Annotated in this window: 20 protein-coding genes; 5 read left to right on the forward strand and 15 right to left on the reverse strand. The window is 69.9% G+C overall.

Annotated elements, in window-relative coordinates; translation table 11 throughout:
- Positions 1–62: 62 nt before the first annotated feature.
- A complete protein-coding gene (locus HEP73_RS14505) occupies positions 63–1433 on the reverse strand; it encodes an MFS transporter (protein WP_185820513.1) in 1371 nt (456 codons plus the stop codon).
- A 97-nt stretch (positions 1434–1530) separates the two neighbouring features.
- Here HEP73_RS14505 and HEP73_RS14510 point away from each other — a divergent pair, with 97 nt between their 5' ends.
- Positions 1531–2424, forward strand: a complete 894-nt coding sequence (locus tag HEP73_RS14510; protein ID WP_185820514.1) for a LysR family transcriptional regulator — start codon at positions 1531–1533, stop codon at positions 2422–2424.
- Between the two features lie 48 nt (positions 2425–2472).
- On the opposite strand, the gene HEP73_RS14515 is transcribed toward HEP73_RS14510, so the two are convergent.
- From HEP73_RS14515 to pmbA, 3 genes are all read right to left on the reverse strand, one after another.
- Complete coding sequence (locus HEP73_RS14515; protein WP_185820515.1) at positions 2473–2850, reverse strand: DUF4870 domain-containing protein; 378 nt, start codon at positions 2848–2850, stop codon at positions 2473–2475.
- Positions 2851–2966: 116 nt separating this feature from the next.
- Entirely contained in the window at positions 2967–3287 is a 321-nt protein-coding gene (locus HEP73_RS14520; RefSeq protein ID WP_255423507.1) for a DUF4870 domain-containing protein, read from the reverse strand.
- Positions 3288–3437: 150 nt separating this feature from the next.
- The gene (pmbA, locus tag HEP73_RS14525) at positions 3438–4802 is read right to left on the reverse strand and encodes a metalloprotease PmbA (RefSeq protein ID WP_185820516.1); all 1365 of its coding nucleotides are present in this window, start codon (positions 4800–4802) and stop codon (positions 3438–3440) included.
- 65 nt (positions 4803–4867) lie between these two features.
- On the opposite strand from pmbA, the gene yjgA reads away from it, so the two are divergent.
- A complete protein-coding gene (gene yjgA / locus HEP73_RS14530; protein ID WP_185820517.1) occupies positions 4868–5464 on the forward strand; it encodes a ribosome biogenesis factor YjgA in 597 nt (198 codons plus the stop codon).
- A gap of 147 nt (positions 5465–5611) precedes the next feature.
- On the opposite strand, the gene tldD is transcribed toward yjgA, so the two are convergent.
- From tldD to HEP73_RS14550, 4 genes are all read right to left on the reverse strand, one after another.
- Positions 5612–7054, reverse strand: a complete 1443-nt coding sequence (gene tldD, locus HEP73_RS14535) for a metalloprotease TldD (protein ID WP_185813342.1) — start codon at positions 7052–7054, stop codon at positions 5612–5614.
- 64 nt (positions 7055–7118) lie between these two features.
- Entirely contained in the window at positions 7119–11006 is a 3888-nt protein-coding gene (locus HEP73_RS14540; RefSeq protein ID WP_185820518.1) for a YhdP family protein, read from the reverse strand.
- Between the two features lie 124 nt (positions 11007–11130).
- Positions 11131–12621, reverse strand: a complete 1491-nt coding sequence (rng, locus tag HEP73_RS14545) for a ribonuclease G (RefSeq protein WP_185813344.1) — start codon at positions 12619–12621, stop codon at positions 11131–11133.
- On the reverse strand, positions 12621–13187 hold the full coding sequence (locus HEP73_RS14550) for a Maf family nucleotide pyrophosphatase (protein ID WP_185820519.1): 567 nt from the start codon (positions 13185–13187) through the stop codon (positions 12621–12623). Before HEP73_RS14550 ends, rng begins: the two co-directional genes overlap by 1 nt.
- Positions 13188–13319: 132 nt before the next feature.
- Here HEP73_RS14550 and HEP73_RS14555 point away from each other — a divergent pair, with 132 nt between their 5' ends.
- The 3 genes from HEP73_RS14555 to HEP73_RS14565 all read left to right on the forward strand — a co-directional run bounded on the left by HEP73_RS14555 (position 13320) and on the right by HEP73_RS14565 (position 17905).
- Positions 13320–14057, forward strand: a complete 738-nt coding sequence (locus HEP73_RS14555) for an SIMPL domain-containing protein (RefSeq protein WP_185813346.1) — start codon at positions 13320–13322, stop codon at positions 14055–14057.
- Positions 14058–14292: 235 nt separating this feature from the next.
- Complete coding sequence (locus tag HEP73_RS14560; RefSeq protein WP_185820520.1) at positions 14293–14964, forward strand: energy transducer TonB; 672 nt, start codon at positions 14293–14295, stop codon at positions 14962–14964.
- A 169-nt stretch (positions 14965–15133) separates the two neighbouring features.
- Positions 15134–17905 carry a TonB-dependent receptor gene (locus tag HEP73_RS14565; protein WP_185820521.1) on the forward strand — a complete coding sequence of 924 codons (2772 nt, stop codon included), beginning with the start codon at positions 15134–15136 and terminating at the stop codon, positions 17903–17905.
- Between the two features lie 161 nt (positions 17906–18066).
- On the opposite strand, the gene rlmH is transcribed toward HEP73_RS14565, so the two are convergent.
- From rlmH to leuS, 7 genes are all read right to left on the reverse strand, one after another.
- On the reverse strand, positions 18067–18537 hold the full coding sequence (gene rlmH, locus HEP73_RS14570) for a 23S rRNA (pseudouridine(1915)-N(3))-methyltransferase RlmH (RefSeq protein WP_053840845.1): 471 nt from the start codon (positions 18535–18537) through the stop codon (positions 18067–18069).
- 22 nt (positions 18538–18559) lie between these two features.
- A complete protein-coding gene (locus tag HEP73_RS14575; RefSeq protein WP_185820522.1) occupies positions 18560–19723 on the reverse strand; it encodes a J domain-containing protein in 1164 nt (387 codons plus the stop codon).
- Positions 19716–20135, reverse strand: a complete 420-nt coding sequence (rsfS, locus tag HEP73_RS14580) for a ribosome silencing factor (RefSeq protein WP_185813351.1) — start codon at positions 20133–20135, stop codon at positions 19716–19718. Before rsfS ends, HEP73_RS14575 begins: the two co-directional genes overlap by 8 nt.
- 59 nt (positions 20136–20194) lie before the next feature.
- Positions 20195–20944: a nicotinate-nucleotide adenylyltransferase gene (gene nadD, locus HEP73_RS14585; protein WP_185820523.1), complete on the reverse strand. Its 750-nt coding sequence runs from the start codon at positions 20942–20944 to the stop codon at positions 20195–20197.
- A gap of 50 nt (positions 20945–20994) precedes the next feature.
- Positions 20995–22029, reverse strand: a complete 1035-nt coding sequence (gene holA, locus HEP73_RS14590) for a DNA polymerase III subunit delta (RefSeq protein ID WP_185820524.1) — start codon at positions 22027–22029, stop codon at positions 20995–20997.
- A gap of 86 nt (positions 22030–22115) precedes the next feature.
- On the reverse strand, positions 22116–22718 hold the full coding sequence (locus HEP73_RS14595; RefSeq protein ID WP_185813354.1) for an LPS-assembly lipoprotein LptE: 603 nt from the start codon (positions 22716–22718) through the stop codon (positions 22116–22118).
- A 151-nt stretch (positions 22719–22869) separates the two neighbouring features.
- Positions 22870–25512, reverse strand: coding sequence for a leucine--tRNA ligase (leuS, locus tag HEP73_RS14600; RefSeq protein WP_185820525.1), 2643 nt, complete (start codon positions 25510–25512; stop codon positions 22870–22872).
- Positions 25513–25660: the final 148 nt, after the last annotated feature.

Consider the following 25660-nt stretch of genomic DNA (forward strand, 5'->3'; position numbering starts at 1 on the left):
TGCGGCGAGAGGAGATCGCGGACCAGCAAGCGGTGCAGGCGCCACAGCGCCCACGGACCCGGTCAAGCCGCCGCGCGCTCCGGACGGATGCCGAACCAGCACAGCACGCTCGCGCACAGCAACAACGCCACGGAAATGCCGATCGCCGCATGCATGCCGCGCATGAAGGCCACGGCCGCCGTATCCCGAATCAGATAGCCGAAGATCGCCACGCCGAGCATGCCGCCGACCTGCCGTGCGGAATTGAGCACGCCGGACGCGATCCCCGCGCGCGACGCGTCCACCGCCGACAGCGTCGCGTTGGTCATGGTCGGCACCATCAGCGCGATGCCGCTGGCCGCCAGCAGCATCGGCACCACCAGGCGCCAATAGCTGCCATCGATGCTGACCGGCAGCAGCAGCGCATAGCCCAACGCCGCCAGCAGCAAGCCCGCGACCATCAAGCGCCGGCTGCCCACGCGGGTGATCAGCCGCCCCGCCAGCACGTTGACCGCCATCAGCACCAGCGTCATCGGCAGGAAGGCCAACCCCGCCAATTGCGGCGAGAGCTGCTGCTGGATCTGGAAGAACAGGCTGAACACGAAGATCAAGCCGTAGTAGGCGAAGTTCACCACCACGCCGGCGACCGAGGCCACGGCGAAGGTCGGAATCCGCAACAGCGGCAACGGCAACATCGGCGCGGGGCTATGCGCCTCGATCCAGACAAACCCCAGCGCCGCCACCACCGCCAGCAGCAGGCTACCGAGGACCAGACCATGGGCCCAGCCGAGCGGGCCGGCTTCGGTCAAGGCCATGGTCGTCGCCGCCAACGCCACGATCGCCGTCACCTGCCCGCCCCAGTCCAGGCCGCGCCGATGGCTGCCGCCATGCGCGGCGACATGGCGCAGCGTCAGCCAGATCCCGAGCGCGCCGAGGGGCAGGTTGAGCAGGAAAATGCTGCGCCAGCCCAGGTGGGTCACCAGCACTCCGCCCAGCACCGGCCCGGCCGCCAGCGAGATGCCGCCACAGGCGCCCCACCAGCCCACCGCCCGGCTGCGCCGTTCGCGATCCGGAAACGCCTGTTGCAGCATAGACAGCGAGTTCGGCACCAGCAGCGCCGCGCCCAGACCCTGCACCAGGCGCGCGGCGATCAGCAGCGGCAGGCTGCCGGCCAGGCCGCACGCGACCGATGCCAGGGTGAACACCGCGAAGCCGAGCAGGAAGATCCGCCGCGCGCCGTAGCGGTCGCCGAGCGCGCCGCTGCTTAGCAGCAAGGCGGCGAACACCAGCGTATAGGCGTTGATGACCCACTGCAGGCCGGCCACATCGGTGGCGAAGCGCTGGCGCAAGGCGTCCAGTGCCACATTGACCACGCTGACATCGAGCAACACCACGACGAAGCCGAGCGCGGCCGCCAACAGCGTGCCGCGCGCGGAAGGAGAAGACGAAGACATGGAATGCGTCCGAAATGCGATGACGCCGCATGCTAGGCGCCGCCCATGTCCGCGCAAATTCCCTAAAATCGCCAGCCAGCCTGGAGAAAACGCACAGATGTTCGATTGGGAGAACTTTCGTCATTTCCTGGCGGTAGCGCGTGCCGGCACCTTGTCCGGCGCGGCTCGCGCCCTGCACGTGGATCACGCCACGGTCAGCCGGCGGCTGACCGCGTTGGAAACCGAGCTGCAGGCAGCGCTGGTCGAGCGCCTGCCGCGTTGCTGCCGCCTGACACCCATGGGCGTGCACCTCTACGAACACGCCAAAACGATGGAAACGGCCGCGTTCGCCGCGGAACGCCTGGTCCGCGCCGAGCACACGCCGCTGAGTGGAACCGTGACGCTCAGCGCGCCGCCAGTGCTGGTGACGCACCTGCTGGCACAGCGGCTGCCCGATTTCCGCAACGACTACCCCGGCATCCGCCTGTCGGTGCTGGCGCAGGCGCAGCAGGTATCGCTTAGCCGGCGCGAAGCCGACGTCGCCCTGCGGCTGGTGCGCCCCACCGAAGCCAGCAGCGTCGTGCGCAAGCTCGCGCAAATGCCGTTCGCGCTGTACGCGAGCCGCGACTACGCGGCGGCGCACCGCCCCGAGGACTGGAGCTTCATCGCCTACGACGCGCAATTCGCCGACATGCCGCAGCAACAGTGGCTGCTGGATATCGCCGGCAAGCGGACGGTTGGCTGCGAACTCAGCGATATCGGCAGTCACCTGGCCGCGGCGCGGGCCGGGGCCGGCGTCGCCGGCCTGCCGTGCTTTCTGGGCGACGCAGACCCCGCGATGCTGCGGCTGGAACACACGGGAAGCGTGTTCTCGCGCGATATCTGGCTGGTCGTGCACCGCGATCTGCGCCGCGCTGCGCCGGTGCGCGCGGTGCTGGACTTCGTGGCCGCGGCCGTCGCAGCGACACCGGGACTCGGCCTTGAACAGCCGGTTGCCAAGCGGTCGAAATAAAAAAGGCCCGGCGAATGCCGGGCCTTCTTCGCAAACCGGACCGCGCGCTTACTTAATCAGGCGCAGCGCGAACGGGTAGCGGTAGGCCACGCCTTCGTTGGCCTTGATCCCGGCCAGGATGCAGAACACCAGGTTCACCACCCACACCACCGGCATCAGCAGCCCGCCGATCACGATGATGCTGAGCACCACGCAGATCACGTAAGCGATGGCGACGGTGATCTGGAAATTCAACGCTTCCTTGGCCTGGTCGTTGAGGAACGACTTGGCCGGGTTGTCCTTGTTGATCAGCCAGATGATCAGCGGCACGATGAAGCCGGCGATGATGCCCGACAGATGGGTGATCAAAGCGACCGTGCGGTCTTCCTGCGGGCCGGCAGCAGCCGGCGGCGGCGGCGGTGCGGTCACGTTGTCGAATTCGCTCATCGGTATTCCTTTCCTTATGGGTGGTGAGTGGGCAATGCGCTTCGCGCGCCACTCTCGGTGGCCCGCGCGAGCCTGTCAAGTCATGCGAACGCCGCGCCGCGGCGACGGGCGCCTGCTCAGGCGTCGCCCCGGGGCAGCAGCGGATGGCGGTAACGTTGGCCAAACGCGGCCGCGGCCGCAGCAGCCAGGCCAAACGCCATGCCCACCAGCAGGACCACGATCAACAGCGGCAGCACGATCAACGCAGCGCCAAAGATCAGCAGCGCCGGCGTCAGCAGCAGCACGCACAGCAGCGACAGGCAGGCGCCAAGGGCCACCGCCTGCGCGCAGTGCGCGGCAGCGAAGCGAAGGCGCCGCCTGGTCGCCAGCCACAGGCAGGCCGGCGGCAGCCACAGCAACGGCAGCGTATACATCAGATAGACGAGATGGACGTTCACTGCGGCAAACGCGGCCAGCCATCGACAGATGCGCGGTCACCGCCAGCGCGCGCTGCAGCGCCGACGCGGCCGGATCCAGCAACCCGGCGCCGGCGCGCGCGCGGCGGTCGCGTTCGCCCACGCCGCCGTCCGGACCGGGCAGCGGCTGCCTCAGTCGCTTCCGGCCACCGTCATCTTGCCGACCAGCACCGCGCCGATGTGCACGTGCGAGCGCACGTCGATGTCGCGGCCGACCGCCTCGATGCGCTGGAACATCTCGCGCAGGTTGCCGGCGATGGTGACCTCGTCCACCGGATAGGCGATGGCGCCGTTCTCGATCCAGAAGCCGCCGGCGCCGCGCGAATAGTCGCCGGTGACCGGATTGACGCCGCTGCCCATCAGTTCGGTGACCAGCAGGCCGCGCGGGATGCCGGCGGCGATCGACGCCAGGTCGTCGGCATTGGCCGCGACCTGCAGGTTGTGCACGCCGCCGGCGTTGGCGGTGGTCTGCAGGCCGAGCTTGCGCGCCGAGTAGCTGCCCAGCACGTAGCGCTGCAGCACCCCACCGGCAATCAGCGGCGCGGCACGGGTGGCCACGCCCTCGCCGTCGAAGGTCGACGAGCGCAGGCCGCGGCGCAGGTGCGGCAGTTCGTCGATCGCGAACCAGTCCGGGAACAAGCGGGTGCCGACGCTGTCGAGCAGGAAGCTGGCGCGGCGGTACAGCGCGCCGCCGGACACCGCGCCGAGCAGGTGCCCGACCAGCGAGCGCGCCATTTCCGGGGCGAACAGCACCGGCAACTCGCCGGTCGGCAGCGAGCGCGGCTGCAGCCGGGCCACGGTGCGCTCGGCGGCGCGGCGGCCGATCGCCGCCGGCTGTTCGAGATCCTCGCGCGCCAGCGCGCTGCTGTACCAGCCGTCGCGCTGCATGCCGTCGCCGTGGCCGGCGATCAGCGCGCAGCCGATCGAATGGTGGGTGCTGCGCTCGCGGCCGACGAAACCGTGCGAGTTCGCGTACACCGACAGGCTCTCGCTGCTACCGGCCGAGGCGCCGTCGGAATTGGCCACGCGCGGGTCGGCATCGCGGCCGGCGGCCTCGCAGGCCAGGGCCAGTTCGATCGCCTGCTCCGGTTCCAGCGCCCACGGATGCCAGCGGTCCAGCTCGGGCATGTCGCGCGCCATCAGCGTCGCGTCGGCCAACCCGGCGGCGACGTCGTCCTCGGTGTAGCGGGCGATCGCACAGGCCTGGGCGACGGTCGCCTCGAGGCTGGATTCGTGCAGGTCGGCGGTGCTGGCGCTGCCCTTGCGCTGGCCGAAGTAGACGGTGACGCCGATGCCGCGGTCGCGGGTGGCCTCGACCGTTTCCACCGCGCCCAGGCGCACGTTGACGTCCAGCCCGCGGTCTTCGCTGCAGCTGACCTCGGCCTGGCTGGCGCCCAGCTCGCGCGCCCGCGCCAACAGCCGCTCGGCGATGTCGGACAGGCGCTCCAGGCGTTCCAGGCTGTCGTCGCGGCGCAGTTCGGAAGTGATCGCGTTCAATGCTTTATCCTGTAGAGGTAACGGCTCCGCGCAACGCGGAGCGAAAAATTCGAATTGGAAAGACGATGCGCGGACGCGACGAAGACACCGGTGAATTCCGCGGCGACAGCCGCAGCCAGCAGCGCCGCGCGGCGCTGGAAGTGCTGACCCTGGGCGAGAAGCTGGTGGCGCTGACCCCTGCGCAACTGGCCAAGCTGCCTGTGCCCGAGTCGCTGATCCCGCATATCGAGGAAAGCAAGCGCATCACCTCGCACATCGCGCACAAGCGGCAGCTGGCGTTCCTGGCCAAGCAGATGCGCCGCGAGGACGACGCCACCCTGGACGCGATCCGCGAGGCGATGGACGCCAACAGCGACGGCGCGCGCCGCGAAGTGGCGGCGATCCACCGGGTCGAGGACTGGCGCACGCGCCTGCTCGCCGACGGCGACAGCGCGCTGTCCGAACTGCTCGGCCACTACCCCGAGGCCGACCGCCAGCGCTTGCGCCAGCTGATCCGCAACGCCAAGGAAGAGCGGCTGAAGAACAAGCCGCCGCATGCCTACCGTGAGTTGTTCCGGGAGTTGCGCGAGTTGGTGCTGGGGGCGGACTCGGGATTCGGGACTGGGGACTCGGAACTGGAAGAAGCGGACGACGACGAGTTCGAGGACGACGCGCGCGACTGAGCCACGTCGGCGGCGGCCCCTAACGGTCGCGTATCCGCGACCGCCTCGGCACGCTAGGCGGCGACGCCGACCAAGCGCATCGGCATCGCAACAGCGACCGCGCGCGGCTTTACCGAATCCCGAATCCCGAATCCCCACCCCCGGCTCCTACGCCGTCCCGCCCACAGTCAGCCCGTCGATCAACAGCGACGGCTGGCCGACGCCGACCGGTACGCTCTGCCCGTCCTTGCCGCACACGCCCACGCCTTCGTCCAGCGCGAGGTCGTGGCCGATCATGCGCACCTTCTGCATCGTCTCCGGGCCGTTGCCGATCAAGGTGGCGCCCTTCACCGGCGCGGTAACCTTGCCGTCCTCGATCAGGTAGGCCTCGGTCGCCGAGAACACGTACTTGCCGCTGGTGATGTCGACCTGGCCGCCGCCAAAATTGACCGCGTACAGGCCCTTCTTCACCGAGCGGATCATTTCTTCCGGATCGTGCTGGCCGGCCAGCATGTAGGTATTGGTCATGCGCGGCATCGGCAGGTGCGCGAACGATTCGCGGCGGCCGTTGCCGGTCGGCGCCACGCCCATCAGCCGCGCGTTCAACGAATCCTGCATGTAGCCCACCAGCACGCCGTCTTCGATCAGCGTGGTGCAATTGGTCGGCGTGCCTTCGTCGTCCACGTTCAGCGAGCCGCGGCGGCCGTCGAGGGTGCCGTCGTCGACGATGGTCACGCCCGGCGAGGCCACGCGCTGGCCGATGCGCCCGGCATAGACGCTGGTGCCCTTGCGCGCGAAGTCGCCTTCCAGGCCATGCCCGACCGCCTCGTGCAGCAGCACGCCGGGCCAGCCGGGACCCAGCACCACCGGCATCACCCCGGCCGGCGCCGGCACCGCCTCCAGGTTGACCAGCGCCTGGCGCAGCGCCTCCTTGGCGAAGGCCTCGGGGCGGCCGTCGGCGAACAGCACTTCGTAGCCGTAGCGGCCGCCGCCGCCGGCATGGCCGGACTCGCGGCGCCCGTTCTGTTCGACGATCACCTGCACGTTGAGCCGCACCAGCGGGCGCACGTCGGCGGCGAGCACGCCGTCGCTGCGCGCCACCAGCACCGTGTCCACGCCGCCGGACAGGCCGACCATCACCTGCTGCACGCGCGGATCGGCGGCGCGCAGGAACTGGTCCAGGCGCCGCAGCATCTCGACCTTGAGGTCGTTGCCCATGCCGTCCACCGGGTCCAGCGCCGGATACAGCGCGCGCCCATTGCCGCGCAGCAGCGATTGCGCCGGCTGCGCGCCGCCGTCGCGGGAAATCGCGCGCGCCGATTGCGCCGCGGCCAGCAGCGCATCGCGGTGGATGTCGTCGGAATAGGCGAAACCGGTCTTTTCGCCGGAAATCGCGCGCACCCCCACGCCCTGCTCGATGGAATGGGCGCCGTCCTTGACGATGCCGTCCTCCACGCTCCAGCTCTCGCGCCGCGAATGCTGGAAATACAGGTCGCCGAAGTCGATGCCGGGGCCGAGCAGCGTGCCGAAGGCGCGCTCCAGGCTGGTGGCATCGAGGCCGGCGGGAAGCAACAGGCGGGTTTCGGCGAGGGCGAGGGCGTTTTCGGTCATGGGGCTCAACATGGGGGACGGGGGCGCTCAGCGCAAGCGCCGGCGGCGCGGCGCAGGCGCCGATTCAGGGACTTCTGGACGACGCGGGCGGCGCCGGCGGACGCGCCGATTCGCGCTCGACCACCTCCACCTTGGGATCCTTCCACGGGCCGGTGACGCGGTAGGTGCGTGCGCCGATCGCGCCCAGCGGCTTGCCCAGCACCGCGTTGGCGGCCGCGCCGACCGCCGCGCCGACCGGGCCGCCGGCGACCGCGCCGACCACGGTCAGCAGATTGCCGGATTTGGGATTGACGTCGATGGTCTGGTCGAACTGCTGCGCGCGCAGGTCGGCCTGCCCGCGCACCTTGATCTCCGCGGCCGGGCCGTCGATCAGCATCGATTCGCTGCGCGCCACGCCGTTGCCGAACTGCACCTGCCCGTCGATGCGGTTGAAGGCGAAGCCCTTGGAGAAGAAATCGCGGAAATCGAACATCAGCCGGCGCGGCAGCTGCGCCACGCTGAGCAGGCCGAGCACGCGCCCGGCGCCGGGGTTCAGCTCCAGCAGCTGGCCATTGCGCGCGGCCACGTCGAGCTGGCCCTGCAGCGTGGCCAGCTGGAACCCGGCCGGATCGCCGGGCCAGGCGGCGCGCAGGGTCAGCGTGCCTTCGCCACCGCGCAGCTGGCCGCCGAAGTCCAGGTTCTGCATCAGTTCGCCCAGGTCCTGGCTGTCCACGCTGGCACTGAGCTGGGTGCGCGCGGTGGCGCCCTTGCCGCGCCAGTCGCCGCTGATGTCGATCTTCTGCTTGTCCGAGCGCAGGTGCAGCTGGTCCACCTGCATGCCATCGCCCAGCTTGCGGGTGCGCAGCGAGGCGGCGCCGAGGTTCATCGCGCCGAAACGCAGGTCGTCCACGTCCAGCGCCAGCGCCGGGATCGAGGCCGGGTCGATCGCCTCGGTCAGCGGCCGCACCGCCGCAGCCGCGGGTGTTGCATCGGATGCCGCGTTGGCCGGCGCCGCGGCCGCGGCCGCAGGCGCGCTCGCGACCGGCGCGGCGCGCCAGTGCACCCGCGCCAGGCGGCCGCCGAGCACCCCACCCTCCTTGCTCGGCACGCTGAGTTCGCCGGCCAACGCCGGTCCGTCCAGATGCACCGCCACCGTGTCGGCCTGCGGTTGCAGCCGCAGGCGGGTGTTGTCGAACACGCCACCGAGCAGCAGCAAGTGGTCGGCCAGCACGTCGATCTGGCGCAGCGGCATCGGGTCTTCGGCGCCCGGCGTGGTCGACTTGTTCGGATCCGGGCGACTGACCAGGCCGATCCAGTCGATCGCGTTCAACGAGGCGGTGCGGCCGCTCACGGTCAGGCCGCTGCTGGGCGGATCCTCGGCCACGTGGTCGCTGCCCATCACCACCTTGACCCCGGTCTTGCCGTTCTGGCTGCGCGCGACCAGCGCCATCAGCTTGCCGAAGGCCACCTCGATGCGCCCAGTGCCGACCGGCAGCGGCACGTTGACCGAGGTCGCCAGCGGCGCGGCCACGGCCTTGTCCATCGGCGCCGGAAACAGCAACTGCGTCCCGACCAGATCCGAATGCAGCTGCAGGCGGGTCGGCGGCTGTACCCCGCCATCGGCGGTCTTGGGCATGCCGACGCCGATGTTCCAGCGCGAGCGGCCCTGCACGAACGGCTTGAGCCAGGCCATTTCCGGCGCCCGGTCGAGCAGTTCGTCGGCGTCCACCGAGGCGCTCAGCGCCGCCTCGAAGGCCTGCTGCGGATCGCTCACGCCATCGCCGGCGCGCAGCGCCAGTTCGCCGGCATGGCCGGCGTACTGCACCGCCAGCTTGGGCGCCTCGAAGCCGGTGTCGCGATAGTCGGCACTGCCGCGCATGTCGTCGAAGGCCACATCCCAGCGGCGGTCGGCGATGTGCGCGCCGAGCAGTTCCACCTTGCCGCGCAGATGATGCACGCCCACGTCGCGGCGCAACGGCTGCAGCAGGTCGAAACTGACCTCGGCCGGGCCGGAGGCGCTGAGCGCGTCGAGGGTGTCGCCATAGCGCTTGCGCAGCGGACTCTGCCGCAGCATCGCCAGCAACTGCCCGGTCTCGGCGCGGCTGCTGGCCAGCACGCTGAGCTGGCCCTCCTTGTAGTCCGGCAAGGTCGCCGACAGCCGCTCCACCGGCACCCCGCCCATCTCGCCGCGGCCCTGGACCTGGAAGCCATTGCCGATGAACACGACATCGGCGTCCACCTTCTCCACCGCCGGCCATTCGCGCTGGAAGCGGACCTTACCGTCGTCCAGCCGTGCGCTGGCCTCGAAGCGGCCGTTGTGGTCGACGAACGGCCACTGGTCCAGGTCGCCGGACACCAGCGCGCGGCCGCCGCGCAGGCGCCCGCCCTGCAGCGCGGCGTCCAGCCAGTCGGTGGCGGCCTTGCTCATCTTCGAATGCACCCAGAATTTCTTCGCCGCCACCACCGGCGCATCCTGCAGCTCGGCGGCCAGATCGATCCATGGCCTTGAGCCGTCGGCCTGGAAGCGCAGCCCGCCGCGGAAGTCGGCGCCGTAATCGGTGCCCTGCACGCGCAGCGCAGGTGTCGCCACGCGCAGGTCCTCGCCATCGCGGAACACCACGATGCGCCCGGCCAGTTGCACGTCGTGCGGCACGCCGAACCCGCTGGGCCAGTCGAAACGCACCGGGCTGGCGGCGTCCAGCACCAGCTCGCCGCCCTGCGCGTCGCCATCGAAGCGGCCACGCAGGCCGCTCACGCCGGGCGACTGCCCGACCGGCGCGAACGCCAGCTCGCTCAGGCGGCCCTGGCCGTACAGCGGCCCGCCGGCGGTGCCGGTCAGCGCCACCTGGGTCAACTGCAGCCGCGGCCGCGCCGCGTGCAGCCAGGCGCGCAGGTTCGGCGACAGGCCGTCGCTGAGCGCGGCCACCGCCAGCAGCGGCGCAAGGTCCAGGCGCTCGCCGAGCAACGCGAAGCGGCGCCCGCCGGCCACGGTCAGCCCATCCAGGCGCTGCGTCGGCTGGCCCACCTGGCCGATCTGCAACTGCGGCGCATCCAGCCGCCAGCCGCCTTCTATCTGCCGCCAGCGCGCGGTGGCGCGCAGCGTGGTGAACGCGGTCTGCGGCCGCGCGCCACCGGCGGCCGGCGCCGCGCCGCTCAGGCGCAGGTCGCGCAGCGTGGCCTCGACGCTGACCCCGACGATGCGATGCTGCCGCAACTGCGCCCAGCCCTGCACCTGGCCGGCGCCGCCGTCGACCCGGATGCCGCCGGCCTGCAGCAGCCCCGACCAGCCGGCCAGCTCGGCCGGGCGCGCGGCCACATAGGCCTGGCCGCTGCCGCGCCGGCGGTCCATGTCCAGCACCGCAGTCAGCGGCGCCTGCCGGGGATCGATCCAGCCCTGCGCACCGACGCGCAGGCGGTCGCCGTCCACGCGCAGGCGCAGGTCGATCTTCGGCAACGTCGCCTCCACGCCCAGTTCCGGCGCATGCACCGCCAGCCGGCCATCGATGACCTGCAGCTCGCCCAGGCCCTGCAGCGCGTCCAGCGGATCGCCGCCCTGCCCGGTGGTCGGCAGGCCCTGCACCGACCAGCTGCCGTCGGCGCCGCGCAGCAGGGTCAGCGCCAGCCCGCGCAGGCGCAGCTCGGTGAACGAGCGGCCCGGCAACAGACCGGCGTACATCGACACCAGCACCTCGGCCTGGCCGACGCGCACGCCGTCGCCGGCGCCCACGCGCAAGCCATCCAGGCGCAGCAGCGGACCGCGCCGGGTCCACGCGGTCTCGACCCGGTCGAACTGGATCGGGCGCCCGGCGCGCTCGCTGAGCCAGGCCTGGATCCGCTGCGGATGCCGCTCCACGAACGGCAGCGCCTGGCTCAACGCCCCCACCACCAGCGCCACGCACACCAGCCCGATCGCCACCGCGTAGAACGCGAAACGGCGAGCCAGGCGCAGGCGGCGGCGCAGGGGGGTAGGCATCAACGGCGGGGATTGGGCATTCGGGATTGGGGATTCGCAAACGCCAAAGCGACGCGCGCGGACAGCAACCGGTTGCGATCACGCCGCTCAACCAATCCCCAATCCCGAATCCCGAATCCCGGCCTCACAACAACACCACGTCGAACTGCTCCTGCAGGTATTGCTCGTCGGCCTGGAAGCGGATGGTCTTGCCGAGGAACTCTTCCAGCTCGGCCACCGCCGAGGATTCCTCGTCGGTGATCCGCGCCACGACCTTGCTCGATGCGATCACCAGCAGCCGCGCCGCGTCGAACTGGCGCACCGCGCGGGTGATCTCGCGGAAGATCTCGTAGGTCACGGTCTCGGCGGTCTTGATCGAACCGCGTCCGCTGCATTCCGGGCACGGCTCGGACAGCTGCCGCTCCAGGCTCTCGACGGTGCGCTTGCGGGTCATCTCGACCAGGCCCAGCGGCGAGAACTCGTACACCGTGGTCTTGGCGTGGTCGCGCGACAAGGCCTTCTCCAGCGTGCGCAGCACCTGGCGGCGATGCTCGGCGTCGTCCATGTCGATGAAGTCGATGATGATGATGCCGCCCAGGTTGCGCAGCCGCAGCTGCCGCGCCACCGCCTGCGCCGCCTCCAGGTTGGTGCGGAACACCGTTTCCTCGAGGTTGCGCTGGCCCAGGAACGAGCCGGTGTTGACGTCGATGGTGGTCATCGCCTCGGTCTGGTCGATGACCAGGTAGCCGCCGGACTTCAGCGGCACCTGCTTGTCCAGCGCGCGCGCGATCTCGTCCTCCACGCCGTACAGGTCGAAGATCGGGCGGTCGCCGGTATACAGCTCCAGGCGCTCGGCCAGGATCGGCATGTACTTGGCGACGAACGCCTGCAGCCGTTCGAAGGTCTCGTGCGAATCGACCTTGACCTTCTCCACGTCCTTGCGGATCAGGTCGCGCACCGCGCGCAGCGGCAGGCTCAGGTCTTCGTAGATGATGCTGGCCGGGGCGCCGTCGCGGCCGCGCCGTTCGACCACGGCCCACACCCGCGACAGGTAGGCGATGTCCTCGGCCAGCGCTTCGGCCGGCTGGCCCTCGGCGTTGGTGCGGATGATGTAGCCGAAGCCGCCGTGGCTGGCGGCCAGGTCGGCGACCAGGGTCTTCAGGCGCAGCCGCTCGGCCTCGTCCTCGATCCGCGCCGACACCCCGATCACCCGCGACTGCGGCAGCAGCACCAGATAGCGCGAGGGAATGCTGATCTGCGTGGTCAGCCGCGCGCCCTTGCTGCCGATCGGGTCCTTGACCACCTGCACCACGATGTCCTGGCCGTCGCGCAGCAGCTCCACGATCGGCACTCCCGACGCCACCGGCAGCGGCGGCGCCTCGTCGGTGTCGCCGTTGGCCACCGGCGCCGGCCGCACTACGTCGTTGGCGTGCAGGAACGCCGCGCGCTCCAGCCCGACCTCGACGAATGCCGCCTGCATGCCCGGCATGACCCGCTGCACCCGGCCCTTGTAGATGTTGCCCACCACCCCGCGGCGCCAGCCGCGCTCGATGTGCAGTTCCTGCAGCATGCCGTTCTCGATGACGGCCACCCGGGTCTCGCGCGGTGTGACGTTGACCAGGATCTCTTGCGACATCAAAGCACTCCGAAGGCGCGCAGCAGTTGGGAAGTTTGGTGCAGGGGCAGGCCCATCACCCCGGAATAACTGCCGTCCAGGCGGCTGACGAAGCGCTCGGCGCCGCCCTGGATCGCATAGGCGCCGGCGCGCCCCATCGGTTCGCCGCTGGCCACGTAGTCGGCGATGTCCTGCGCCGACAAGGCCGCGAAGCTAACCTGGGTCGGCACCAGCAGCACGTCCTCGCGCGCCGCTGCGACCAGCGCCACCGCGGTGATCGCCTGGTGGGTGCGCGCGGACAGCGCGGCCAGCATCGCCGCCGCGTCGGCGGCGCCGGCCGGCTTGCCGAACACGCGATCGTCCAGCACCACCTCGGTATCGGCGCCGAGCACCACCGCATCCGCAGCACCGGCCAGCTGCGCCATGCCGGCGCGGGCCTTGTCCAATGCCACGCGGCGCACATAGGCTTGCGCAGATTCGTCGGCCGCGCGCACTTCCGGCACCTCCAGATCGAGGATCCGGAACGGCACGCCCAGGCGCGTCAGCAGTTCGTTTCTGCGGGGGGAACGGGAAGCGAGATACAGCATGGCTGAAGGATAACCCGGCGGGCCTGACTGAACGATCGCTAATTCCGCAGGCGCACACTCGACCCCGCTCCGAATCACGACGCGTTCATCGTCGCGGCAACACCCTCGCCTCACTTTCAAGGAGAACCTCCAATGCGTGCACCCTCGATCCGTCCGCTGCTGCTGGCCCTGACCCTCGCCCTAGGAGGCACGATGACCGCCCATGCCCAAACCGCCGCACCGGGCTACGCCGTGCCCGCCGACGGCACCCTGCTCAACATCGCCGCCCAGGCCGAGGCCAAGCACGCGCCGGACGTGGCCACGCTGTCGGCCGGCGTGGTCAGCCAGGCCAGCGACAGCGCCGCGGCGATGCGCCAGAACGCCGAACAGATGACCAAGGTGCTGGCCGCGGTGCGCGCCGCCGGCATCGCCGACAAGGACGTGCAGACCAGCGGCATCAATCTCAGCCCGCAGTACAAGTACGTCGAGAACCAGGCCCCGCAGATCCTCGGCTACCAGGCCAGCAACTCGGTCAACCTGAAAGTGCGCGACATCGCCAAGCTCGGCAAGGTGCTGGACGCGCTGGCCGCGCAGGGCGCCAACCAGATCAACGGCCCCACCTTCGAGATCGACGATCCGGAACCGCTGTACGACCAGGCCCGGGTCGATGCGCTGAAGAAGGCGCAGGCCCGCGCGCAGACTTACGCCAAGTCGCTGGGCCTGCGCGTGCGCCGCATCGTCAGCATCTCCGAAGGCAGCGGCGGCGGCGTGCGGCCGATGCCGATGATGCGCACGATGGCGATGAAGGCGGAGATGGACAGCACCCCGGTGGCGACCGGCGAGAGCAGCGTGTCGGTCAACCTGGACGTGGTGTTCGAACTGGGCAAGTAAGCCCCGCTCGCACCAGCTTGCCGACGACGGCGCCTGCGGGCGCCGTCGTCGTTTCCGCACCATGCGATCGTGTGGCGCGGCGCTGCTGTGCGGTCCGCTGCCGGCGCTTGCCATGGCAGCTGCAACAGGCGCAATGTCGGAGACGCGGGCGGGTGCCGCATCGACCCCGTCCGCCGCGCTGGCGCGTTTGGTCGTACCGCAAGTCCACAAGACGCACTCATCATGGAGGTGGATCATGGTTCGCACGCAACTCCCCGCTGCCTCGTTCGGTATCGACCTGTCGCGGATCCTGGCGCTCAGCGCCGCGATCGGGCTGCACCTGTTGGCAATGCTGCTGTTGCTGATCCCGCTCTCGCACGTGGCGCCGCCGCAGGAGCCGGCCAAGGCGCAACCCGTCTGGCAACAACCGATCGTGGTCCCGGTCACTCCAACGCCGCCGCAAGCCACGGTGCTGCCCGAGAAACGACCCATGACCCAGCCGCGGGTGCCGACCGCCGTGCCGGTCCCGACGCCGGTGCAGGCGCCGCTGGCCGACACCAGCCCGATGCCGATGCAGGCCGAGGCCGCCGATCCGGCGCCCACCGCGGCCGAGCCGAGCGTGCCGTCGGATCAGGTCAGCGCACCGGTCGCCGGCATGCAGCTGCAATACCTGCGTGCGCCGGCCCCGCCCTACCCGCGCGATGCGCTGCGCGACGGCCTGCAGGGCAGCGTGTTGCTGCGCGTGCTGGTCGGCGTCGACGGGCAGCCGCTGGAGGTCAGCATCGCCAAGAGCAGCGGCCACCGGATCCTCGACCAGGCCGCGCGTGAGCAGGTGCTGAAGCGCTGGAAGTTCCATGCTGCATTGCAGCAAGGAGTGCCAGTTCAGGCTTATGGCTTGGTGCCGGTGGATTTTTCGCTAGGCCGTTGAACGCTGGCGCGGCCCTGGCGCCGGAAACGCCCGCCGGGGCCTTTAATTCAAAATTCACAATTCATTCACGATAAATACACCTAGATGGGAGCCAGCCGGCCTTCATATACACCGGCGCTTTTAGCAAAATTAGAAATCAAAACTCGCGCTTCCAGTTAGGAGAGAAACTGTGAACAACCCGAACCAACGGCGTGCAACCCGCCGCCATATTCTTTGCGCCTCCGTCGCTGGCGTCCTCGCCACCGCTGCCGCCGTCCCCGCCGCATTCGCGCAGGAAGCGGCGACCAACCTCGACCGCATCACCGTCACCGGCTCCAACATCCCCCGCACCAATACCGAAACCCCGTCCCCGGTCCAGGTGGTCACCCGCCAGGAAATCGACCGTACCGGCAAGAGCACGGTGGCCGAATACCTGCAGACGCTGACCTCCGACGGCGCCGGCTCGATTCCCAAGAGCTTCGGCAACGGCTTCGCCGGCGGCGGCGCCGGCATCTCGCTGCGCGGCCTCGGTGCCGGCTCCACCCTGGTGCTGTTGAACGGCCGGCGCATGGCCACCTACGGCCTGGCCGACGACGGCCAGAAGGTGTTCACCGACCTGAGCACCATTCCGCTGGACGCGGTCGAGCGGATCGACATCCTGAAGGATGGCGCCTCGGCGATCTATGGCTCCGACGCCATCGCCGGCGTGGTCAACATCATCCTGCGCAGCGACTTCGAAGGCGCGATCCTGCGCGGCTCCTACGGCATGTCCGGCGACAGCGACGGCGACACCCGCAAGGCAACCTTGACCGCCGGCACCGGCAACTTCGCCAACGACGGCTGGAACGCGTTCTTCAGCCTGGACGTGGGCAAGTCCGACGCGATCAAGATCGGCGACCGCAAGGACCGCAAGTGGATCGGCACCGGCGACACCCGCCGCTACGGCTACGCTGCCGACGACGCACAGTTCCTCGGCGGCGCCTACCTCAGCGGCGGCACAGCTGGCGGCGTGGGTCCGAACGGCTCGGTGTTCAACAACGCCGCCACGCCGCAGTTGGTCGCCCTGCCCGGTTGCGCCGGCTTGACCACGATTCCCGGCCAGTCCGATGCCACGGCCCAGGCACAGGGCTGCCTGTGGGATCCGGCCCAGCTGTACCGCGACCTGAGTCCGGAAGAGAAGTACGTCAACGTGTTCGGCCGCGCTAGCTTCGCCTTCGGCGAAGGCGGCGAGATCTACACCGAGATCGGCTACTCGAAGAAGGAGACCGTGTTCTCCAACACCCCGTCCAGCGTGTCCGGCGGCTGGGGCTATCCCGGCGGCCCGGTCAACGCCAACAGCGGCGCCGGCGCCACCACGCTCTATGCCGGCCATCCCGACAATCCGCTGCCCTACGCCGCGCGCGTGCGCTACAGCGCCTGGGATGTGGGTCCGCGCGTGACCGACAACACCAACGAGTTCAACCGCTTCCTGGTCGGGGTCAAAGGCAATTGGGGCGAGTGGAGCTACGACACCGCCTACCTGCATTCGGGCACCGACCTGGTCAACAAGCGTACCGGCTTCCTGCGCTACAGCGCGGTGCAGTGCGTGCTGGGCAACCCGGCCTGCGCGGCCGGCACCTGGCGCATCGGCGACAACGCCGGGCTGAACTCGCAGGCGTTGTACGACTACATCTCGCCGACCATCAGCGCGCGCGCCAAGTCCAGCCTGGACATGTTCGACTTCAAGGTCTCGCGCAGCCTGGCCGACCTGCAGGGCGGCCCGCTGGGCCTGGCGCTGGGTACCGAATGGCGCAAGACCAGCAACAGCCTGACCCCGCAGACCTACACCGACGTCGGCGACATCATCGGCCTGGGCTACTCGGCCTACGATGGTACCCAGAACGTCTATGCCGCCTACGCCGAGCTGTCGGCGCCGGTGCTGGAGCAGCTGGAACTGTCGGCGGCGGTGCGCTACGACAAGTACGAGAGCGGCGACGGCAAGGCCACGCCGAAGCTCGGCGTGAAGTGGACCCCGGCCGACTGGATCGCCTTGCGCGCCACCTACGCCGAAGGCTTCCGCGCGCCGAACCCGGCCGAGAACGGCGACGGCGGCCTGGCCGCGTTCTCCAACGCATCCGACCCGGTGCGCTGCGCGATCGACCCGGCTAACGAATGCACCGCGCGCTCGGTGGCGATCATCACCCGTCCGAATTCGGCGCTGAAGCCGGAAGAGTCCAAAAGCTACTCGGTGGGTTTCGTGCTGCAGCCGACCTCCAGCACTTCGCTGACCGTGGACGCTTGGGAAATCAAGCGGACCAACGAGATCGCCCAAAGCGACACCAGAGACGCGATCCTCGCCGGCAATGTGCTGCGCGACAGCAACGACATCGGTGGCGTGGCCAACAGCGGCACCATCCTGGCGGTCAATTCCGATTACGTGAACGCCAATTCCTCGCGTGTGCGCGGCATCGATACCGACATCCGCCAGACCTTCGCCATCGGCCCGGGCCAGTTGGAGCTGGATGCGCAGTGGAGCCACCTGCTCAAGTTCGAGCGCACTGGCGCTAGCGGCACGGTCGACTACGTCGGCACCCACGGCAACTGCGACGTGACCAACTGCATCGGTACCCCGCAAGACCGTGTCAACTTCGGCACTACCTGGAAGCAGGGCAGCTGGAGCGTCAGCGGCGTGGTCAACTACATCGACAGCATCGAGAACAAGGACCGCCGCGGCGGCGACTACCTGGCGTTCTACGCGGACGGCAGCCCGGTCGAGAAGATCGCCTCGTTCACCACCTTCGACCTATCGGGCCGCTGGAACGTCACCGACGCGTTCGAACTCAATGCCTCGGTGCAGAACGTGTTCGACCGGATCGCGCCGCTGGATCCGTCCACCTACGGCGGCGTCAACTACAACCCGCTGCACTTCAGCGGCGCGGTCGGCCGCTACTTCACGGTGGGCGCCAAGTACACGTTCAACTGATCGAACGCGTTGCGCTAACAAAAAAGCCCGGGCGCGAGCCCGGGCTTTTTTTGTTAGCAGATGCTGCAGAGATGCTGCAGAGGACGCATTGCGATGTCGCCGTGGGCGACGCGCGGCTGGCGCGTCATGCACGCACCAGGCGTATCAGGCGAACCCGACGATCACGCGCGATGGTAGGGATGGTTGGCCAGCATCGCCGCGGCGCGGTACAGCTGTTCGGCCACCACCAGCCGCACCAGCATGTGCGGCAGGGTCAGTGGACCCAGCGACCAGGATTCGCCGGCCACCGCCAGCACCTCGGGCGAATGGCCTTCGGGACCGCCGATCAGCAGCGCCAGGTCGCGGCCCTGGCCGCGCCAGTGTTCCATGCGTTGCGCCAGCTGTTCGGAACTGTACGGCTTGCCTGGCACGTCCAGCGCCACCACCAGCGCGTTCTTCGGCAGCGCGGCGAGCACGCGGCGGCCTTCGTCCTCGATCGCGCGCTGCGCGTCGCGGCCCTTGCCGCGCAATCCGGGTTCGATCTCGACCAGCTCCAGCGGCAGCCAGTGCGACAGGCGCTTGCGGTATTCGGCGAAGCCCTGCGCGACCCAGGCGGGCGCGCGTTCGCCGGTGGCGATGAGCCGCGCCTTCATCGTCGCGACCGCAGCGCGCGCGTCACCAGCGCTCCGGCACGAACGCCACGTCGAACATGCCGTCGTCGATCTGCTGCTCGATCAAGCGCGCACGGTATAGCTTGATCCATTGCTTGAGCGTGTCCGGCTGACTTGCCGCAGCACGGTCTTCGGCGCATTGCTGGATCTCGTCCTGCAGCTGGCGCTTGAACTGCGCCAGCAACGCGTCCAGGCGCTGCGGCTGCGGACGACGCTCTTCGTACAGGCCATAACGTGTCATGAAGTCATCGACCACCTGCGCCAGCTCCAGCTCGACCTGCTTTAGTTGCGTGGCGAACATGCTGTTGTAGTCGCGAATCCGTTCCTCGGCCATCGCCGCGATTGCGGCCTGATCCAGTTGACCGATCTCCAGTTGCAGTTCCAGCAGGGTCAGCAGGTCGTCGTCGCGATAGGCCTGGTTGAGCCGCTGCATCAATGCGGTCTTGCGTTCGCGCTGCTGCGGATCGGGCTCGCGGTCCGGATGCAGGGCCGCGACCAGGTTGCGGTACAGCGCGCGGCGCGCCTGTTGCGGATCGGCGACGCTGTCCGCTGGCTTACCGGCACCGGCGCGGCGACGCTTCGCGCGCTGCTGCGCGCGCCCGTCTGCGTGCGCCTGTTGCGCCTGCAGGCGCTCCTGCACCTGCGCGTACAGCGCCTCGGGCGACTGGACATGCCGCAGCTCTTCCTCGGTCAGGCCGAACTCCTCGCCGATCACCGACGTCAGCAGCGCCTCGGACTCGGCCAGGCCCTGGTCGAAACCGATCGGACTGTGGCGGTCGTAGATGCGCTTCAGTTCGTCGCCGCCGCCGTCCTGGATCAGCAGCGCGGCCAGTTCGCAGATCGCCTCGGACAGATCCGCGCGATCGCGCTTGCTCAGCTTGTAGGCGGCATGCGCCGTATCCAGTTCCCGCAGCAGTTGCGCCTGCGCCGCATCGCGCGCCTGCAGCAACGGCTCGACCTGTTCGTGGAAACGCTGTTCCCAGCGCGGCAACGCCTCGTGCCAGGCGCGCAATTGCACGCGCGTGCGCTCGATGCGTTCGATCAGTGCGCCGAAGCGCTTGCGCGCGGGGGTCGCGCGCGACTGCGCGACCTCGCCGACCGCGCCGCGCACCCGCACCGGCGACGCATCGCCGCCGGCGCCGCGCGCGTCGTCGTGCCGCTTAGGCATCGCGTGCCGGTGCGTCGCCGTCGTCGTCGCTCGGCGGCTGGTCGCCGACCGTCCACAGCCGCTCCAGCGCATAGAACTCGCGCACCCGCGGCAGCATCACGTGCACCACCACGTCGCCGAGATCGACCAGCACCCACTCGGCCTCGCGCTCGCCTTCCACGCCCAGCGGCATCACGTCCAGCTTCTTGGCGTGCTTGATCACCTCGTCGGCGATCGACTTGACGTGGCGGGTGGAGGTGCCGGAGACGACGATCATGTAATCGGTGACGCTGGACTTGCCGCGCACGTCGATTTCCACCGCGTCCTTGGCCTTGAGCTCGTCGAGCGCGTTGCGGACATGGGCGAGCAGTACCGGCAACGACGGCGGCGGGTTGGGCAATTGGGTCTTGATGACGTGGGCTTGACTGGACAAAGGTGCGAACTCGATGGAATGGGCGAATTATAGGGAACTACGCGAAGACGCGTATTCAGCTAGCCGGCGCGAGGGGCGGCATGGGCCGCCGCGTACAGCCCGGCGGCACGGATGTAGTCCGCGACCGCGGCCGGCACCAGGGCCGCCCAGTCGTCGCCGGCGGCGATGCGCGCGCGCACCTGGCTGGCCGATTCGCTGCGCAGCGGCTGCCGCAGGCACCACAGCAGGCCGCCCGGCGCGCCGGCCAGCGCCTGCGGCGACGCGGCCCAGCGCCCGGCCACCGCCTGCGCCAGTTCGGCCGGCAAGGCGCGTTCCCAGCCGCTGCCGGCACGGTCGGCGACGACCAGATGCGCCGCGTCGAGCAGGCCGCGCCAGTCGCGCCAGCTATTGAACCCGACGAAGCTGTCGGCGCCGATCAGCAGCGCCAGCGGCGCGGCGGCGCCGAGTTCGGCACGCAGTTCGCGCACCGTGTCGATGCTGTACGAGGCCACGCCCGGCCGCGCCAGCGCGCGCTGCAGTTCGTGCTGGTCGAGCAACAGCCCGGCTTCGCCGTCGATCGCCAGCGCCAGCATCTCGCAGCGCTGCCGGGCATCGGCACCCGGCGCCTGGCGATGCGGCGGATCGGCGGCCGGCATCAGCCGCACCGGCACCCCGAACGCATCGCGCGCCGCCCGCGCGATCGCCAGGTGGCCGTTGTGGATGGGGTCGAAGGTGCCGCCGTAGATCAGGTGGAGGAAAGGCCGGGATTGGGGATTCGGGATTGGGGATTCGTCAACGGCGGCAACTTCTGCACGAACATCCGACGCCATGGGATCGCCGCTGTTGCCAATCCCCAATCCCCAATCCCCAATCCCGGCCGTCATACCACCAACAACCGCACCGCCCGCGCCTCGGCGATGGCCAGCAGCAGGCGCTCCAGCGCGATCCAGGCGTCGCCGTCGGCACGGCCCTTGGCGATGCGGTCGATGCGCCCGGCTTCGGCGGCGAAGCGTTCCCAGCGGCGTGGTTCGGCATGCCGCTGCAGGGCGCGCTTGAACGGCGCCTGGCGCGACTCCCAGATGCCCTGCCCCTTCATCTCCGCGGCCAGGTTGCCGCCGGCCGCCTGGACCTTGGCCAGCGCCGCGGTGCGCAGCAGTTCCTTGATCAGGATCGGCAGCAAGGCCGCCACCGCTTCGCCCTCGGCGCGCAGGCCGGCGAGCATGCGTCCGACCGCCGGCGCCTGCCCGGCCAGGGTGGCCTCGGCCAGGCGGAACACGTCGTAGCGCGCGGCATCGGCGACCAGCGACTCCATCGCCGCCACGTCCAGGCTCTGCCCGTCGGCCAGCAACGCCAGTTTGTCGATCTCCTGCGCGGCGGCCAGCAGATTGCCTTCGACCCGCTCGGCCAGGCGCTGCACCGCGCCGGCATCGGCACGCAGGCCCTTGCTGCGCAGGCGGCGCTCGATCCAGTCGCCCAGTTCGTGCGGCTTGATCGCCCAGGCCACCGCGATCACCCCGAGCCGGCCGACCGCGTCGGCCCACTTGCCCTGGTGCGCCTTGCTCCATTCGTTGCAGGTGATCAGCAGCACCACGTCCGGCGGCGGATCGGCGCAGAACGCGCTGATCACCTCGCCGCCTTCCTTGCCGGGCTTGCCGCTGGGCAGGCGCAGTTCGATCAGCCGGCGCGGGCTGAACAGGCTCGGCGCGTTGAAGCTGGAATACAGCTGGCTCCAGTCGAAATCGCGGCCGTCGGCGTCGAACACCTCGCGCTCGCCGATGCCTTCGGCGCGCGCACGTGCACGCACCGCATCGGCGGCTTCGAGCACGCGCAGGGTTTCCGGGCCGGCGATCAGATAGACCGGATGCAGCGGCTGTGCGGCCGGCTGGGTGACGAGTTGTTCGGGACGCAATTCCATGGCGGCAACCTAGGGCCTGTCGCTGCGCGCCGCCAGCGGATCGCCGGTTACGGGCGAGCGACAGGCGGCGGACGGTGGCCGGCCGATCAAGGCTGCGGCGAGGTCGCCGGCGGCGTGCCGGGGTCCGGCGTGCCTTCGACCGGCGTGCCGGTGGCGGCCGGCGGCGCTTCGTTGACGTTCTTGCCGCTGCGCACTTCGGCGCGTACCACGCTGTCGATCCGGCGCAGCATCGAGGCCGACATCTCGCGGCGCAGTTCGTCGGCGAGGATCTCGCGCTCGGTGGTGGTGCCGGTGGCGTCGGTCGGCGGCGACACGTAGTCGCGCGACAGCTCGATCACCTGCTGCGGCACCAGCACGCTGCCGTCGGCGCGGCGGAACACGAAGATCGCCGCGTAGCGCAGGCTGTATTCCTGGGCGCGGCCTTCGGCGTCGAGCGCGATCGGCAGGTCGCCCCAGCGCTCGGACAGCACTTCCAGGCGCGCCACGCCGGTGTTGACCTCTTTCGGCGCGATCTCCGCACCGGCGGCGCGCAGGCCGCGTTCGAGCAGCTTCACCAGCTCGCTGTAGGGCGCCGAGGAGACCACCTTTACCGAGGGCGTGCCGGCCGGCAGGGTCAGCTTGTCGCGCAGATGGAAGCCGCAGGCGGTCAGGGTCGTCGCGAGGACGAGGGCGAGCAGGAGTCGGGTCATGGACACAGTCTGGAGGAGCCGGCTGGGCGCGGCAACAGGCGGCTAGCCTGCCCGATGCCGCGTGAACGAAGGTTGAGACGTACCGAAGCGCGCGCCGACGCTGCCGCCGCACCTGGCGCCGCGACACCGCGTGCGCCCGCGGTGGCGCGGTTCACGCCGCCACCAGGTTCACGATCTTGCCCGGCACGATGATGATCTTGCGGATGCTCAGGCCTTCCAGGAACTTGGCGGTGTTCGGCTCGGCCTGGGCCAGCGCCTCGATCTGCTCGCGCGGGGCGTCGGCCGCGACCTCGATGGTGCCGCGCAGCTTGCCGTTGACCTGCACCGCCAGGGTCAGCGCGTCGCGCACCAGCGCGGCCGGGTCCGGCTGCGGGAACGGCAGGTCTTCCAGCAGCGTCGGCGCATGCCCCAGCGCCTGCCACAGCGCATGGCTGGCGTGCGGGGTGATCGGGTTGAGCAGCAGCACCGCCGCTTCCAGCGCTTCCTGGCGCACCGCGCGGCCCTGGTCGCCGGCATCGTCGAACTTGGCCAGCGCGTTGGTCAGCTCCATCACCGCGGCGATCGCGGTGTTGAAGCTGTGGCGCCGGCCGTAGTCGTCGGCGACCTTGCCGATGGTCTCGTGGGTCTTGCGCCGCAGCGCCTTGTGCTCGGCGCCCAGCGCGGCCGCATCCAGCGCCGGGGCGGCGCCGTCGGCGACATGCTTATGCACCTGCGCCCACAGCCGGCGCAGGAACCGTGCCATGCCGTCCACGCCGGCCTCGTTCCACTCCAGCGACTGCTCCGGCGGCGCGGCGAACATCGAGAACAGGCGCACCGTGTCGGCGCCGTACTTGCCGACCATCGCCTGCGGGTCCACGCCGTTGTTCTTGGACTTGGACATCTTCTCGGTGCCGCCGATCTGCACCGGCGCGCCGTCGGCGATCAGGCTGGCGCCGACGATGCGGCCGCGCTCGTCGCGCTGCACGTCCACGTCGGCCGGGTTGATCCAGTCCTTGGAGCCGTCGCCGTTGTCGCGGTAGTAGGTCTCGGCGATCACCATGCCCTGGGTCAGCAGGTTGGTCGCCGGCTCGTCGCTGTCCACCAGGCGCGCGTCGCGCAGCAGCTTGTGGAAGAAGCGGAAGTACATCAGGTGCAGGATCGCGTGCTCGATGCCGCCGATGTACTGGTCCACCGGCAGCCAGTAGTTGCCGCGCTTGTCGACCATGTCCTTGGCGCCGGGCGAGGTGTAGCGCGCGTAGTACCAGCTCGACTCCATGAAGGTGTCGAAGGTGTCGGTCTCGCGCTCGGCCGCCGCGCCGCACTGCGGGCAGGTGGTCTTGCGCCATTCCGGATCGGTCTTCAGCGGCGACCCGGTGCCGCTCAGCGCCACGTTCTCCGGCAGCAGCACCGGCAACTGGTCTTCCGGCACCGGCACCGCGCCGCAGCTGGCGCAGTAGATCACCGGAATCGGGCAGCCCCAGTAGCGCTGGCGGCTGACGCCCCAGTCGCGCAGGCGGTAGTTGATGCGGCGCTGGCCCTGGCCCTTGCGCTCGAAGCGCTCGGCCAGCGCCTCGAACGCGCCGTGGTAGTCCAGGCCGTCGAACTCGGCGGAATTGACCAGTTCGAACTCGCGGGTCTTGTCGGTGTACCAGTCGCGCCAGACGCTCGACTCCCAGGTGCGCTCCTCGTCGTTCTTCGGCGCCGTCAGCGCGATCACCTGGCGGATCGGCAGCGCGTACTTGTTGGCGAACTCGAAATCGCGCTGGTCGTGGCCGGGCACCGCCATCACCGCGCCGGTGCCGTAGCCCATCAGCACGAAATTGGCGACCCACACCGGGACCTGCTCGCCGCTGATCGGATGCACCGCCACCAGGCCGGTGTCCATGCCGCGCTTTTCCTGGGTTTCCAGTTCCGCCTCGGACACGCCGCCCTGCTTCAGCTCGGCCAGCAAGGCGGCCAGCTGCGGGTTGGACTTGGCCGCATGCAGCGCCAACGGATGCTCGCTGGCGATGGAGACGAAGGTCACCCCCATCAGCGTGTCCGGGCGCGTGGTGAACACGCGCAGCGGATCCAGCGCCGCGCCGTCGGCGTCGCGCACCTCGAACTGGATCTCCAGGCCTTCGGAACGGCCGATCCAGTTGCGCTGCATGGTCTTGACCGATTCCGGCCAGCCCGGCAGCTGGTCCAGGCCGTCGAGCAGTTCCTGCGCGTAGTCGGTGATGCGCAGGAACCACTGCGGGATCTCGCGCTTCTCCACCAGCGCGCCGGAGCGCCAGCCGCGGCCGTCGATGACCTGCTCGTTGGCCAGTACGGTCTGGTCGACCGGATCCCAGTTCACCACCGCGTTGCGGCGGTAGGCCAGGCCCTTGCGCATCAGCCGGGTGAACATGCGCTGCTCGTGCACGTAGTACTCGGGGCGGCAGGTGGCGAATTCGCGCGACCAGTCGATCGCGTAGCCCAGCGATTTGAGCTGGCTGCGCATGTGCTCGATGTTGGCGTAGGTCCACTTCGCCGGCGCGGTCTTGTTCTTGATCGCGGCGTTCTCGGCCGGCAGGCCGAACGCGTCCCAGCCCATCGGCTGCAGCACGTTCTTGCCGTTCATGCGCTGGTAGCGGCTGATCACGTCGCCGATCGTGTAGTTGCGCACGTGGCCCATGTGCAGCGCACCGGACGGGTACGGCAGCATCGACAGGCAATAGAACTTGGGCTTGTCGGTGGTCTCGTTGACCTCGAAGGCGCGGGTGGCGTCCCAGAACTGCTGGGCGGACGATTCGACCTGCTGCGGGTCGTAGGCGGTGGGCTCGACGGCGGACATGGAAACGGGCAAGGGCCAGGCGGCAACAAAGCAGGCAAGGGTACCGCAGCGCAGCAAGCGGCTCCAATCCTGGCGACGAGCGGTGCCGGCGCCGCTCGCCTGCGCCCGGCCCGGGGAGCCGCGCGCGCATCGCTGCCAGCGCGACGGA

This window comes from Xanthomonas sp. GW (assembly GCF_014236815.1).
Classification (GTDB): domain Bacteria; phylum Pseudomonadota; class Gammaproteobacteria; order Xanthomonadales; family Xanthomonadaceae; genus Xanthomonas_A.

Excerpts from the sequence above, each read along its gene's own strand:
- HEP73_RS14550 (WP_185820519.1), bottom strand. The coding sequence starts at position 13,187 with ATGCTGTATCTCGCTTCCCGTTCCCCCCGCAGAAACGAACTGCTGACG.
- HEP73_RS14515 (WP_185820515.1), bottom strand. The coding sequence starts at position 2,850 with ATGAGCGAATTCGACAACGTGACCGCACCGCCGCCGCCGCCGGCTGCT.
- nadD (WP_185820523.1), bottom strand. The coding sequence starts at position 20,944 with ATGGCGTCGGATGTTCGTGCAGAAGTTGCCGCCGTTGACGAATCCCCA.
- HEP73_RS14575 (WP_185820522.1), bottom strand. The coding sequence starts at position 19,723 with ATGCCTAAGCGGCACGACGACGCGCGCGGCGCCGGCGGCGATGCGTCG.
- HEP73_RS14595 (WP_185813354.1), bottom strand. The coding sequence starts at position 22,718 with ATGACCCGACTCCTGCTCGCCCTCGTCCTCGCGACGACCCTGACCGCC.
- HEP73_RS14540 (WP_185820518.1), bottom strand. The coding sequence starts at position 11,006 with ATGCCTACCCCCCTGCGCCGCCGCCTGCGCCTGGCTCGCCGTTTCGCG.
- HEP73_RS14510 (WP_185820514.1), top strand. The coding sequence starts at position 1,531 with ATGTTCGATTGGGAGAACTTTCGTCATTTCCTGGCGGTAGCGCGTGCC.
- HEP73_RS14505 (WP_185820513.1), bottom strand. The coding sequence starts at position 1,433 with ATGTCTTCGTCTTCTCCTTCCGCGCGCGGCACGCTGTTGGCGGCCGCG.
- rng (WP_185813344.1), bottom strand. The coding sequence starts at position 12,621 with ATGTCGCAAGAGATCCTGGTCAACGTCACACCGCGCGAGACCCGGGTG.
- tldD (WP_185813342.1), bottom strand. The coding sequence starts at position 7,054 with ATGACCGAAAACGCCCTCGCCCTCGCCGAAACCCGCCTGTTGCTTCCC.
- holA (WP_185820524.1), bottom strand. The coding sequence starts at position 22,029 with ATGGAATTGCGTCCCGAACAACTCGTCACCCAGCCGGCCGCACAGCCG.
- leuS (WP_185820525.1), bottom strand. The coding sequence starts at position 25,512 with ATGTCCGCCGTCGAGCCCACCGCCTACGACCCGCAGCAGGTCGAATCG.
- yjgA (WP_185820517.1), top strand. The coding sequence starts at position 4,868 with ATGCGCGGACGCGACGAAGACACCGGTGAATTCCGCGGCGACAGCCGC.
- HEP73_RS14555 (WP_185813346.1), top strand. The coding sequence starts at position 13,320 with ATGCGTGCACCCTCGATCCGTCCGCTGCTGCTGGCCCTGACCCTCGCC.
- HEP73_RS14560 (WP_185820520.1), top strand. The coding sequence starts at position 14,293 with ATGGTTCGCACGCAACTCCCCGCTGCCTCGTTCGGTATCGACCTGTCG.
- rlmH (WP_053840845.1), bottom strand. The coding sequence starts at position 18,537 with ATGAAGGCGCGGCTCATCGCCACCGGCGAACGCGCGCCCGCCTGGGTC.